The sequence below is a fragment of the Priestia sp. YIM B13490 genome (genome assembly GCF_042787735.1).
Taxonomy (GTDB): domain Bacteria; phylum Bacillota; class Bacilli; order Bacillales; family Bacillaceae_H; genus Priestia; species Priestia megaterium.
Window position 1 is genome coordinate 20,509 of record NZ_JBHZOT010000002.1, and the last position, 12,842, is coordinate 33,350.

12 protein-coding genes are annotated in these 12,842 nt (G+C 38.3%); all 12 read right to left on the reverse strand.

Annotated elements, in window-relative coordinates; genetic code table 11:
- Positions 1-25: 25 nt before the first annotated feature.
- The gene (locus ACFX4R_RS05540; RefSeq protein WP_013082427.1) at positions 26-829 is read right to left on the reverse strand and encodes an endonuclease I family protein; all 804 of its coding nucleotides are present in this window, start codon (positions 827-829) and stop codon (positions 26-28) included.
- Complete coding sequence (locus tag ACFX4R_RS05545; RefSeq protein ID WP_165575362.1) at positions 826-1,785, reverse strand: S8 family peptidase; 960 nt, start codon at positions 1,783-1,785, stop codon at positions 826-828. The genes ACFX4R_RS05540 and ACFX4R_RS05545 overlap by 4 nt, the downstream gene beginning before the upstream one ends.
- A gap of 199 nt (positions 1,786-1,984) precedes the next feature.
- Positions 1,985-2,725: a DsbA family oxidoreductase gene (locus ACFX4R_RS05550; protein ID WP_377569093.1), complete on the reverse strand. Its 741-nt coding sequence runs from the start codon at positions 2,723-2,725 to the stop codon at positions 1,985-1,987.
- A gap of 143 nt (positions 2,726-2,868) precedes the next feature.
- Complete coding sequence (locus ACFX4R_RS05555) at positions 2,869-4,125, reverse strand: alkaline phosphatase (protein ID WP_165575364.1); 1,257 nt, start codon at positions 4,123-4,125, stop codon at positions 2,869-2,871.
- Positions 4,126-4,265: 140 nt separating this feature from the next.
- Positions 4,266-5,246 (reverse strand): DUF3231 family protein, encoded by a 981-nt coding sequence (locus ACFX4R_RS05560; protein ID WP_043979324.1) that lies wholly within the window; start codon positions 5,244-5,246, stop codon positions 4,266-4,268.
- Between the two features lie 495 nt (positions 5,247-5,741).
- Positions 5,742-6,554 carry a BtpA/SgcQ family protein gene (locus ACFX4R_RS05565; protein WP_097823924.1) on the reverse strand — a complete coding sequence of 271 codons (813 nt, stop codon included), beginning with the start codon at positions 6,552-6,554 and terminating at the stop codon, positions 5,742-5,744.
- 84 nt (positions 6,555-6,638) lie between these two features.
- Positions 6,639-7,964 (reverse strand): GntP family permease, encoded by a 1,326-nt coding sequence (locus ACFX4R_RS05570; RefSeq protein ID WP_043979330.1) that lies wholly within the window; start codon positions 7,962-7,964, stop codon positions 6,639-6,641.
- A gap of 78 nt (positions 7,965-8,042) precedes the next feature.
- Entirely contained in the window at positions 8,043-8,759 is a 717-nt protein-coding gene (locus ACFX4R_RS05575; protein ID WP_043979332.1) for a GntR family transcriptional regulator, read from the reverse strand.
- Positions 8,760-8,770: 11 nt separating this feature from the next.
- Positions 8,771-9,787 carry a sugar kinase gene (locus ACFX4R_RS05580; RefSeq protein ID WP_043980571.1) on the reverse strand — a complete coding sequence of 339 codons (1,017 nt, stop codon included), beginning with the start codon at positions 9,785-9,787 and terminating at the stop codon, positions 8,771-8,773.
- Positions 9,780-10,535, reverse strand: coding sequence for a 2-dehydro-3-deoxy-phosphogluconate aldolase (dagF, locus tag ACFX4R_RS05585; RefSeq protein WP_043979334.1), 756 nt, complete (start codon positions 10,533-10,535; stop codon positions 9,780-9,782). Before dagF ends, ACFX4R_RS05580 begins: the two co-directional genes overlap by 8 nt.
- A 1-nt stretch (position 10,536) precedes the next feature.
- Positions 10,537-11,640 carry a DgaE family pyridoxal phosphate-dependent ammonia lyase gene (locus ACFX4R_RS05590; RefSeq protein ID WP_043979337.1) on the reverse strand — a complete coding sequence of 368 codons (1,104 nt, stop codon included), beginning with the start codon at positions 11,638-11,640 and terminating at the stop codon, positions 10,537-10,539.
- Positions 11,618-12,718, reverse strand: a complete 1,101-nt coding sequence (locus ACFX4R_RS05595) for an amidohydrolase/deacetylase family metallohydrolase (protein ID WP_097823928.1) — start codon at positions 12,716-12,718, stop codon at positions 11,618-11,620. The genes ACFX4R_RS05590 and ACFX4R_RS05595 overlap by 23 nt, the downstream gene beginning before the upstream one ends.
- Positions 12,719-12,842 lie beyond the last annotated feature (124 nt).

Below are 12,842 nucleotides of genomic sequence, written 5' to 3' on the forward strand. Positions count from 1 at the left end.
AATTGAAGCGGAGCTCTTCGCTATTTTAGAAAGCAGAACTCATTAACGCACCTGCTTTGTCAGGAAAATCGATAAAAGGATTTCGGTTGCCTTGCAACTCAAAGATTGCTGCATTGCGATGTTTTTCATAAAGTGAAACAGTAAATTCTTCATGCCATTTTAGTAAAAGAGGAAGATCTACTCGCGAAGAGTCAATTTTATTATGATAGCGAATTAAAAAATAAAGAGTTGATCGAGCCACAATTCCTTTTCCATATTCAGGTTCAAACTTACCTTTTTCTGCTTTGCCACATCCTTCTTTCACATCTGATTGCTTTACTTCCGGCGTATAATCCGCGAAGTCAATATAAGAAGAATTACCTCTTCGACTGTTACAAGAAGGCTCACACGCAAATAAATGATGCAAATCGCCTCTCATAGGCTCTTGTTTCCCAAACCAAGATTGTGGGACAACGTGCTCACAGTTTAGCAGTATATCATTGCTTGAAAGAGAGGAGTTACTAAGCGACTGAAGTTGATCAATATCTTGCTGTATAGTTTCTAACGGATCCATCCCTTTCCCTGAGTATAGACTTTTCAGCTCCCCATTCTCCTGTAGATCCACCCAGGGATATACATATTTATGCGGCGAATAACTTAGCAAATGCTGATGCGTTTCCTTTAACAACGTTTGCATGGCTTCTCTTTCAAAGAGCGTATCTTGATAATAAAGATTTTTATTTTCTTCATCTGTCTTTTCATCATAATAACTTCGATTGTTTGCGTATTCGTGATAAAGAGCTTTTGCCTGCTGCTTTTCCATCATTAGCATATCTAAACTACTTCTCATCCGATCACCTCTGAAGTCATTTGACGTTGAATTTCACGCAACAGCTTTTCAACAACGGTCAAGTGCACAAATCCGTTTCCTACTTCTCTTGGTGATTCATTTAATGGAAGGGTTCTTCTGATTAACTGTGCATAAAGCTCTGGTTCTGTAAGTTCTCTTCCAAACATTTCATTTGAAAGAACTTTTATCAATCCTAAGGCCCCTGCTACGTGAGGTGTTGCCATAGAGGTTCCGCTCAGTGCGGCATACTTTCCATTCAAGTAAGTTGATACGACCTTCTCTCCCGGAGCTACTACATCTACTTCGTTGTTTGAGTTGGAAAATACCGAAGATCGTTTCTCTAAATCAACAGCTCCTACGCTAATCACTTCATTATATGAGCCTGGGTACGCAAACTCATCTGTGGAGCCTTCTCCATCTCCTTCATTTCCCGCTGCGCAGACAACTAAAATATTCTGATCAACAGCATCTTGAATCGCTTCATGTAGCTCAGGCACATCCGACGGACCTCCAAGCGACATCGAAATGATATCTACTTTTTGCTCGATGGCGTAGTTAATACCTTGAATAATCCACTCGTATTGACCTGAACCATTTCCATCAAGTACTTTTAGGATAAGTAAGCCCACTTCAGGAGCCACTCCTACAACACCCGTTCCATTATGCGCTGCTGCAATTGTGCCTGCTACGTGAGTGCCGTGACCATTATAATCTTGAAAAATATCTGGATTTTGTTGATCATCTTGTGTAAAGTTTTTTCCTCCAATAATTCGCTCCTGCAAATCTGGATGTGTAACATCACAGCCGGTATCCAAAACCGCTATGGTTATTCCCCGTCCCTTTGTTTGCTTCCATACTTGCTCTGCTCCAATTAGAGCGACTCCTTCTGGGACTTCATTAAATTGATTCAATTGTTCAACTACTTGAAATGGGATAATGCGCACTTTGCTCTTCATTCAGATTCCCCCTGCAGGATTAAATGGAAGGTAGTTCATGGTGGGATCACTTTTAATCGCTTATTTTTGGAGCTTACTCATCGAGGTTTGTTGCTTCTAAACTTATTATAACACAAAACAGAACATATGTTTGTTTTTTTGTGAAGTTTTTTGCAAATAAATAAAAAGCAGAAGCGGAAATTCCGATTCTGCTTTTTATTTATTGTTGGTTTTTAGAGGAATCAGGAACGGCACATTGACCATCTGCACAAAAGGCATCATCTGCGCCTTCTGGAGAAAGGCTCTTCAAAGCGGGAGTCGGATTTTCTTCTTCCCATACTTGTTGGAGAGCTCCTACAAATGTTTCGACTGGCTGTGCACCTGAAATCGCATATTTTTGATTAACAACAAAATATGGAACACCGCTAATGCCATATTGCTGAGCCGTTGCTTCATCACTGCGCACTTCATTTGCGTATGCGTTTTTATCCGCAAGAATTTGACGTGCTTCTTCTCGGTCAAGACCTGCATCTTCTGCAACAGCAACCAGCGTCTCTTCTTCACCTAAATGTTTTGATTCAGTAAAGTATGCATATAAGAGTTTTTCTGTAATGGCTGCTTCTTTTCCTTGAGCTTTTGCAAATTTAGCTAAGCGGTGAGCATCAAATGTATTAGTTGGCTTCATATCGTCAAATTTAAAGGATAAGCCCACACTAGCTGCCTGCTGTCCGATTCCTTCATTTGCTTGCTTCGCTTGTTCAATCGTCATTCCATATTTAGCAGCAAGAGCTTCATTAATTGTTTTGCCAGTATTAACTGGGGCGTTTGGATCTAGCTCGAAACTTTTAAATTCAACCTGCACATCATCTTTGTGTGCAAATTGCTGAAGCGCTTGCTCTAATCGGCGCTTTCCAATATAACAAAAAGGACAGACAAAATCTGACCATACTTCTATTTTCATCGTGACACCTCTTCAATTCAAGATAATTCTTATCGTAGCATACCTTTGAAGAAACTCCATCATAACTTGCTCACACAAAGCAAAAAATAAGGTGTTGATTTACATACTAAGTATATTAAATCAACACCGTACTTTTATCTCACTTATTTTAAATTCATTGCTTTTAGAAGAGCATCATGTAAATACGTATTTTCGTATACTCCAGTAAATCTTTCTGAGCCGGCACCCATTGCATTTAAAGGAACGTCTGATGACGTATGCTCTTCAGTTGTCCAATCCGCAACGAACTGCTCTTTTGAATGAGCGATTGCAAATGGTCCATCTTCTTTTGATGCTTCATCTCCACCGTTATCTTTATTGTCTACTTTTTCAAGTGCTAAACCTCCGGTTGCATGGTCAGCTGTTACTAATACGAGAGTGTCTGGGTGTGTTTTAGCATAAGCTTTAGCCATCTTCACCGTATCATTAAGCTGCTTACCTGCTTTAATCATGAGTTCAGCATTATTATTATGAGCCATTTCATCAATCGCTTCCTCTTCTACTACAAGAAAGAACCCTTTTTTATTTTGTGATAGCGTATTGATTGCTTTTTTTGTCATGTCTTTTAGAGATACTTGAGGGTTGTACACATCACCTTGGCCTTCAGGAGCTTGTTGAAACATTTCTTCATTAGCAAACAGACCAAGCAATTTTGTTCCTCTAGCATATTTTAATTCATTTTCGTTATTAACGTATGTATACCCAAGTTTTTGTGCTTTGTTTACTAAGTTTCCTTGCGTTCCTTTGCTTCCTTCAGTTTTATCTTCTGGCGGGGCATCTGGATGTGCACCTTCATTTCCTTTTGTGTACCAATAATCTTCTCCGCCACCTAGAATCACATCTATCTTACTGTTTTCAAGATACTGCTTCGCGATGTCACTTTGAGCACTTCGATCTTTAACATGTGCGCCAAAAGCAGCTGGAGTTGCGTCTGTTACTTGACTTGTTGTCACAAGCCCCGTCGTTTTCCCAGCTAATTTTGCTTTTTCTAAAACTGTTTGAACAGACTTTCCTTTCATATTTACGCCAATAGCGCCATTATAACTTTTAACTCCTGAAGCCATGGCTGTAGCAGCTGCTGCAGAATCCGTAACAAATGAATTTCCTGAAGATGTATGGACTCTCCCTACTGCCGGCATATCATCCATTGCTAACTTTCCATTTGCTCCTACGGCGGCCAGTCGGATCGCATCACGATGATCGGTACCCATACCGTCTCCAACAAAAAGAATAACATTTTTAGCTTTTTGGTTATTTACGCCTTTAGCTGCTTTAGCATCTGTTGGTGAATTTGTTCCAAATGCCAGCGCTGCTACAGTTACCGCTGATAATACTGCCGCTCCAATTGCACGTTTTTTCATTGTTTACACCCTTTACTGTTTATTATTGACATAACTTAACTGTACACGCAGTCTGTTAAATCAACTTGAATAAAAGGTTAAAGGTGTGTAAAGATATATAAACTTCCATTTACAATGCATGAAAGAGGCTTTCCTTTTAGCTAATCAATACTTGGCGGAACTTCAAGCCAGCCTTTTTTAATCATAATTTCTGTTGCTTCGCTTGCATATTGAAACGCCTCTTCTCCTATCAGCATCATTTTAGCCACAATATCTCTTCGAAAACTAAATGCTGCTCCAAACGCCTGACTTCCGATACTGAAGTTACTTAGTAAAATATCGCATGTCAGCATCAAACGATCCGAAAAAGCAGGCGTTTCAGAAGTCGTTATGCTTCCTGTTGAGGCAACAGAAGGTGAAATATCGTCTTGTATAATTATTTCTTCAAGTCGCGTAATAATTTTTTTACTAAGCTCTTTTCCTTTCAAAAAATGCTTTTTCACTTCGGCATCTTTCGCCGTTTGAGAAAAAGCCTTCATTAACTTCATCCCGACAATGTTTGTTTCGACTCCATGATAAATCTGCGCTAGCTCCATCGTATTTAGTACTCTTTTGTCCGCAAATACATTTAAGCCGCTCAGATATTTTCTATCCGAAACAAACTCAACGGTAGTTGGCATCGGAATATAGGGTGGGCGGGATAAAATTCCTTTTCTCAATAAGTACTGCGTACAGGAATCGTAGCACTCTTGCGTAATTTTTGTTAAATCTTGATAAAATTTCACCACATCTTCTCTGTAGGCCTTGCCTAAACTTAATGTATACATCCCCATACTAATTTCTTTGATGACACGAAGAAACATAATATCAAATCCGTTAGTAAATAGTTTTGGAGCCTGTACATTTACGTCTTGAGATGAAAGCCCCGTTGGCACTACCGCTCCTTCTTTTTCAAATATTGTTTTTATTTTTCGTATGTATATAATAAGCTGCTCACGCAAGTCCGTCATAATTGTTTTAGCATCTTCATCATCCGCATGTTCAATCATATAATCTAACAAGCAAATAATTAACGTTTTCTGCTGATATGTCATCCACAGCGTCCCAATTTCGCTTGAGGTAATACTAGGTTTGTCAGGCACTGTTACTTCCCTCCGCTTCTTCAGCTTTGTTGAGTACGTCTGTTTCTTTGAAAATAGAGCATACTCATTGTACATTTCCTTATCATTATGCTATCCAACATTCTGTTTTTTATTTCCCCCCTGACCTATAGCTTTTAGGCAATAAAAAAACAGCTCTAATTACAGAACTGCTTCTTACGTTTGATTTGCACAGTTAAGATACTAATTAATATGAAAAGGCTCATTTTTCATTAGATCACCACTATAATAAAAATTAATTAAACAGAGAATTTGTATTCTTCAGATTGGGCGGGATCAATGAAAATTCCTCTTTTAATATTGTCCATTTTCTTTTAGCTATTACTCCAATGAAACTAAGCTGTATATTCTCATCTATTGCTATCTCTTTTTAAATATGTCTTTATTACAGATGAGGTATACAGGTGCACTGTGGACAATTACAGCATCCGTATCAAAACTAAAAGCTAACTGATTCACCTTTACCCTTTTTGTCGTTTAAAGATTGTCACGAAAAAATTTTACTTTGTCCATAAATCTTTTTACACGGTCAACATCCACATGGTTTTCAAATTTACCGTCGTATTTAAATGTTGTACCTACAACTGCCCCATCAGCAATAGATAACTGTTCTTTGAAATTAGTGAAATTAACTCCTGTATTAGCAAGTAAAATTGTATTAGGAACAGCCTCCTTTACGCGCATTAATAACTGCACATCCGTCTTGGCCCCTGCTGTTAATCCAGATACACATAGCGCATCTGGTCGATTGTTAAATACCGTAGATGCAGCAATACTTTCAATTTCCCGCTCAGCCAAATACGCAGCAGATTCAGGAACAACATTATATAATAATTTAACGTTTTTGGCCCCAATTCGATGCTGATGTCTAATTGTTTCTCCAACGTTGGTATTCCAAGTACCAAAATCACTTGCATATACGCCTGTAAAAATTTCTCTAACAAACTTAGCACCAGTAGCAGCCGCTAAATCCAAAGATTTCTTAGCATCCCACAATACATTTACTCCAAAGGGCACTTTAATTTCCGACATCAATTCACCTATAATTCGTGCCATCGCAGCTACAGTTTCCGTTTTAACATCCGTTAAATACGGCATGCTAAACTCATTTGAAAACATAATAGCATCTACTTCGCCTTCTTGAAGAGCATGCAAATCCTTTCTTGCCATTTCTACTACATAGTCCATACCTTTTTCACTATTAAAATATGGATCTCCAGGCAGCGGTAACAAGTGACACATAGCAATAATAGCTTTTTCTGTTCCAAGTATTTCTTTTAACCAGGTCATATACATTGCCTCCTTATTCTACAAATACTATATATCAAGTCAACTAGTAAACCTCCTTCCAAAATAATCAGAAGGAGGAAATTTTCAAATAAAAACATCAAATAATAGAACGCCTCCAAAAGCAATAAACGAAAGCAGTGTTTCTAGTACCGTCCATGTTTTAAACGTCTCTTTTACTGTTAGACCTAGATATTCTTTTACTAGCCAAAAGCCTGCATCATTTACATGAGAGAACATTAGTGATCCTGCTCCTGTCGCAATAACCAGCAGTTCCAGATTGACTCCAGACATATGCACAATGATTGGTGAAACAATGCCGGCAGCTGTTGTTAATGCAACGGTTGCCGATCCGGTAGCAATACGAATTAATCCTGCTACCATAAATGCTAAGACAATAGGAGAAAGCGATATTTGCTCAGACATTTGAGCAATTGATGTACCTACACCGCTATCAATTAAAATTTGTTTAAATCCCCCTCCAGCTCCAATAATTAAAATAATAGATCCAACCGGAAGCAATGATTCTTCTACTAATCTTTTAATTATATCTTTCTTCATTCCCTGACGCATGCCCAAAAGATAAAATGCGGCAAAGCAAGAAATTAAAAGTGCGATGACAGGGCTGCCTATAAATACAAAAAATTTAGTTAAAAAGCTAGAAAGCGGTATATACGGAGCCATAACAGATAACACCATTAATAACACAGGTAATAAGATAATGAAAAATGAAATACCTGTGTTAGGTAATTTTTCAGATGAAGTGCTGATACGAATTAATTCAGGTTCCCCTTCAGGAATCACACGTTTATGTACCCATTTTGCGAATACAGGCCCTGCTACTATTGCTGCTGGAAGAGCAATAATCAATGAATAGAGCAAAACTTTTCCTAAGTCTGCATTATATATTCCAATGGCTGTCATCGCTCCCGGGTGGGGGGGCACAAGACCATGTACAATCGATAGGCCTGCAATTACAGGCAGTGCAATTAATAGAATATTTTGTCTTGTTGTTTTATGAATAGAAATCACTAACGGCAGTAAAATAACAATTCCAACTTCAAAAAAAACTGGAATACCTATTATAAAACCAGCAAAGAGCATCGCCCATGGCAACTTTTTGATTCCAAAAAACCTAATGAAAAACTCCGCCACCTGCATGCCAGCCCCTGAGTCTGACATCATTTTCCCTAAAATCGTTCCAAGCGCCAAGATTCCAACAAGGTGACCTAAAACACTGCCGACTCCTGTTTCATAAGCCCCCACAATTTTGTCCATCGAAAGCCCTGACATAATAGCCAGAAATAAACTGGCAACGGTTAAGCTAATAAAAGCATGCCACTTCCACCAAGAGACTCCTAATACAACAATAACAATTGCTAGGCATGTCACAAGCAATAGATACATATCCATACTAAATTCCTCTTTTCCCCCATTTAGTAAACGCTCTCATTTTTCAGGCGAAAAGAATATGTATTCTTCTCGCACTTCTTAAATATCGTAATTCACAATGTATTGCTGCATCTCTGTATTATAATAGCCCTCACTGTATTCGATGATATTTCCTTCTTCATCATAGGAATACCGTGATCTCTTTAATAGCGCTTCTCCAGCCTGCACATTCAGTCTTTCGCCTACATAAGAATCAGCTTTTGCAACAGCAAACTGATCTCGAAATTTCTCCAATGTAATATCTTGTTCTTCAATCAAATCGTATAACGACTGTGCATTTAAGTGTGTTAATTCTATCCCTTCCATACGTTGCATGGTTAAATAATGCGTGTAATGAATATAAGGTTCATTATCTAAATAGTAAAGACGTTCTATTTGAATACATTGCTCACCAAACAGCGTATATAAAGTTGTTTCTGGTGCATTTTCAATTGTCTCCGCCCCAAGCAACTTTTTCTGAATGATATGCCCTTTTTCCACCAACACTTCGGTAAAGCGTTTTCCTTTTGAGAGCCTTGAAATAGATGTATTTCGAATAACTCTTGTTCCTTTACCGCTTTTTGTTTCTAAATATCCATCTTTCACAAGTTCTTTAATAGCATTTCGAACCGTAATTTTACTTACTTGAAATTCCTCTTCCAGCTGCGGCTCAGAAGGAATATTTGTTTGAATGGGATACACGCCATGCAAAATTCGATCTTTTAAGATATTTTTTATTTGTAAATACAGTGGTCCTTTTTTTCGAGATACGTTCACTATTACATCCTCTACCTTTCTACATCGCCTACTGATTCTGTCATCGCTTTTTGTATATCGTACTGGGATGACATAGGAGTATCGCCTACGATTGTATGAGCAAGCATTCCCGCTGTTACAGCGAATGCCACAGTCTTTTCTGCTGAAAAGCTCTCTAACTCGCCATATAAAATGCCGCTTGTATAGGCGTCTCCTGCGCCTATTCTATCATAGACAGAAAAAGTAATCGTATCAGAAAATGTAAATGTATGATTTTTATATATAAAACCGCATAAAGAGTGCTTATTGTTCTTATTAATAGATCGGTGCGTACCGGCTACGACAAAAAGACCGTACTTCTTTGCTACCTTTGGAATTAGTTTCATCAGCTGCTTTCTTCTGCTTATTTCTTCTGTTTCCATCTTAAGAATGTGCATAGCATCTTGTTCATTCATCATTACGATATCTGCAAGGTACAGCATATCTTCATAATGAGGCTTTGCGCTTTCATATCCTTCATCTCCCCATAGAGACGGGCGGTAGTTACAGTCAAATACGACCATACCACCGCGTTCTTTTACCGCTTTGGCAAATGATTTCATATAGGATCGGACGGAATCATTCATTGCTAGAGAGATTCCACAAAAATGCACCACATCTACTTTCTCCGCAATATTCTCAAAATCATATATGCCTTCAGGAGCTCTGTTGAAGCTGCTTTCTGAACGGTTGGTATATGTAACTCGGCTAGATCGGGACCCAAATCCATTTTCTAAAAAATACATACCGACATGTTTTCCGCTGCGTTTAATAAATGACTGCGAAATACCTAACTTTTTAAGATAAGATACAGCCGCATCTCCCACAGCGTTATCCGGTAAAGCAGTGATCAAATATCCCGTATATCCGAAGTTCGCCAACCCCGCCGCTACATTTACCCCTGTACCAGAAAACGAATAGCTTAATGTATGAGCTTGAGAGAGTAATTCATATCCTGGTACTTGTAAACGCATCATTACCTCTCCAAATGCTGCAAAGTTCTTAGCCATGCTGATCAACTAACTTTTTCATCTTTTCGAGGAGCTCACGTACATCATTTACTTTTGTTTTTCCTGTTTTCTGGTCAATGATTGACGAATAAACATGCGGAATAATTTTTGGGACGTCGGCTTCCAAAGCAATACGCAAAATTGTTTCAAAGTTTTCTTTATCAATTCCTCCAGTTGGCTCTAAAGCGAATTCTTCTTCCCCGCAAGCGTGTGCCACAGCTCGGAATTCCTCTTCATAGCTTAACCCTTTCATAGGAAAATACTTGAGCGCGTTTCCTCCCATATCACGTACTAGGGCAATAGCTGTTTTGACTGGTACAATAGCTTGTTCATTATGCGCTGCGCTAACTGGGCCAGTCGAAATATTTACGTAGCCGACTTTGCCGGTTGGGGATACTAAACTATTAATCCAGCTATCCTTTTCACCTAGATTAGCACGTGTTGCTCCAACAGCAGGAAATACTTGATTAATATGGCTGCCAGCATAATTCTTTGCAATTTCTGCTACTACAGCTGCTTGACGATTGTCTCCAGCACCTAAACCAATTGATACTGCTCCATCAATTTCCTTTCCGTATTCTTTCATTGCTTTTACTGCTTCTTCTACAGTAGAATAATCCTTAGATAACACGCCTACTAATACATGCCCTTCTGCAGCCTCAAATACTTCTTTGGCATTTTCGACACTGTTTGCTAATACGTTTAATGCTGCACGCTCTTTATAAAAACGTTTTGTAATGTTTGACATGTCAGTTTCCTCCTACAATTTCGCGTATTCTAGACTCAATTACATGTATATCATCGCCCTTTAAAGGTCTTGGGTCGATGTCAAAATATCCTTGTCTTATCCCGTAATCACGTGTATAAATAGCAATTTCACCTTCACTCAACTCTTTTACAACTTCTTCTGCAGTTATATTAGCCTGTTCTGGAATGATTTGAATTCTAGCTCGGAATATAGCTCGGCCTGCCTCATCTTGAACAATTGTTACGTTAACGCCTTCTATGTCTTTTAATGACAGTAGCGCTTGTAAACTCTCTTTTTCTTTTGCACTTTTATCTTTCTTTTCTCCATACTCATCAAGTGCTTGAAGTAACCCAAATATTGTTTCCTTTCCTACTTTCATACTTCTTCCAATACAATGTAGTTGAACTTTCAGCCATTCGATATATTTACGTTCACCTCCAACAATTCCAGAAGTTGGTCCTTCAATTGCTTTTGAGCCACTGTAGATTGCAAGGTCTGAGTACTTTACATATTTTTGAAGGTTTTCTTCTGCGGCAGCATCCACAATTAACGGAACATTGTTTTTCTGTGCAATTTCCCACGTTTCTTCCACAGAGATCATATTTTTTTGAACTGTATGATGAGATTTCACATAAAGAATGGCGGCTGTGTTTTCAGAAATCGCTTCTTCAATATGAGTTGCTCTTCCTTCATTAGCGTAGCCAACTTCAATAAGCTTTCCTCCACCTAAATAAACCATTGTTTCAACTGGTGCCCCGTATTGTACGTTATGACCTTTCAGAATAATAATTTCTCTTTTAGGAATTTCTTCTTGATGAAGACGCTCGCTCTTGCGGCGATTTCCCTGTGTAACAAGAGCAGCTACAGAGAGAGCAATTCCACTTGAAGCTGAGTTAACAACCACACCTGCTTCTGCTCCTAAGATCTCAGCAATATAATCGCCTGCTTTATCAACTAAATCAGCGATTTCAACGTAATTTTGTCCTCCTTTTTTCATTGCATCCATTACTGTATCAGTCGGTGCTGATACACCTAAAATACTCATTCGACCGCTCGCGTTAATTACTCGTTTCAAGCCATATTTAGCATTCAATGAACGTTCCATTTACAACTACTCCTTTTGCTTTAATTATTTGCTTACCTTCTCTCTTCTCTCCTTCGGAATCAACAAACAGAACAGGCTTGTCTTCTATAGTAAAAAGAGTTAAATTGGCACGGTCTCCAACTTGTATCCTTCCTAGCTCCGGTCTATTAAGCCACTTTGCCGCATTAACAGTAACGCCATTTACTACTTCTTCAAGGCTGTATCCTAAATAAAGAAATTTAGATAATACATGAGCTAAGCTGTATACAGGCCCATTTAGTCGATTCTTTCGATAAATATCTGTGCTAATTGTATTGAATTTAACATTATGTTTTTTGGCAGCTTCTGCTACTTGAAACGAAAAACTTGCATTTCCGTGCCCTACATCTAAATGAACACCTCGTTGGATGGCCTCCATTAGGAGTGGAAGCGGCTTTCCTTCATCATCAAATAGATTATTAGCTTTTCCATTCAAATAGTGAGTAATAATGTCTCCTTTTTCTAGAATCGAAACAACTTCCTCAATAGCAGGAGGACCAGACCCGACATGAACCATTAATGGAAGTGAAATTTTACTAGACATTTTTCGAGCAAAATATAAAGGCTCAATACCGCTTTTACCTACTACACTTTTGCTTATACGGGCTTTTAAACCTACAATATTGTTTCTATATGCCTTCATGGCTTCAAAAATGTTTTCCGCTTTTAGCCAGTCCATATTTGAAAGCTCATCTGTGCGTTTTAAACCAATATGTGAAATGTTTAAAAACGCTAACAAATTAGTTTTTGCTGCATATTGGCTTTGAATTAAATCTGCTATTTGATCAGCACCGCAGCTTCCTGCATCCACTAGTGTTGTTACTCCTTGCTTCACTCCTATCTCGTCTATCTCATCTCCATATGGTTCGAAATCTGGAAACGCATGAACATGTAAATCAATCCATCCGCTGGATATGTAGGTTCCTGAGTAATCATAAACAAGCGGTGCTTTTCCTTCACCAGCTTTTGCTATCTCAGAAATTTTTCCATTTTCTATAACAATATCAAACTCTTTTTCAGTGACCGATTTGACATTCCTTAATAGAAACCGATTCTTCATTTCGTTCACTCCTCTTATGGTAGCGCTTACACTAATATTAATTATTTTTCTGTTTTTACAAATGTAGAATAACATAAAGAAATAAATAAGTAAATATAACGTTATAATGTTTAAGTTTAAAAAA

Excerpts from the sequence above, each read along its gene's own strand:
- ACFX4R_RS05540 (WP_013082427.1), bottom strand. The coding sequence starts at position 829 with ATGAGAAGTAGTTTAGATATGCTAATGATGGAAAAGCAGCAGGCAAAA.
- ACFX4R_RS05545 (WP_165575362.1), bottom strand. The coding sequence starts at position 1,785 with ATGAAGAGCAAAGTGCGCATTATCCCATTTCAAGTAGTTGAACAATTG.
- ACFX4R_RS05550 (WP_377569093.1), bottom strand. The coding sequence starts at position 2,725 with ATGAAAATAGAAGTATGGTCAGATTTTGTCTGTCCTTTTTGTTATATT.
- ACFX4R_RS05555 (WP_165575364.1), bottom strand. The coding sequence starts at position 4,125 with ATGAAAAAACGTGCAATTGGAGCGGCAGTATTATCAGCGGTAACTGTA.
- ACFX4R_RS05565 (WP_097823924.1), bottom strand. The coding sequence starts at position 6,554 with ATGACCTGGTTAAAAGAAATACTTGGAACAGAAAAAGCTATTATTGCT.
- ACFX4R_RS05570 (WP_043979330.1), bottom strand. The coding sequence starts at position 7,964 with ATGGATATGTATCTATTGCTTGTGACATGCCTAGCAATTGTTATTGTT.
- ACFX4R_RS05580 (WP_043980571.1), bottom strand. The coding sequence starts at position 9,787 with ATGGCTAAGAACTTTGCAGCATTTGGAGAGGTAATGATGCGTTTACAA.
- dagF (WP_043979334.1), bottom strand. The coding sequence starts at position 10,535 with ATGTCAAACATTACAAAACGTTTTTATAAAGAGCGTGCAGCATTAAAC.
- ACFX4R_RS05590 (WP_043979337.1), bottom strand. The coding sequence starts at position 11,640 with ATGGAACGTTCATTGAATGCTAAATATGGCTTGAAACGAGTAATTAAC.
- ACFX4R_RS05595 (WP_097823928.1), bottom strand. The coding sequence starts at position 12,718 with ATGAAGAATCGGTTTCTATTAAGGAATGTCAAATCGGTCACTGAAAAA.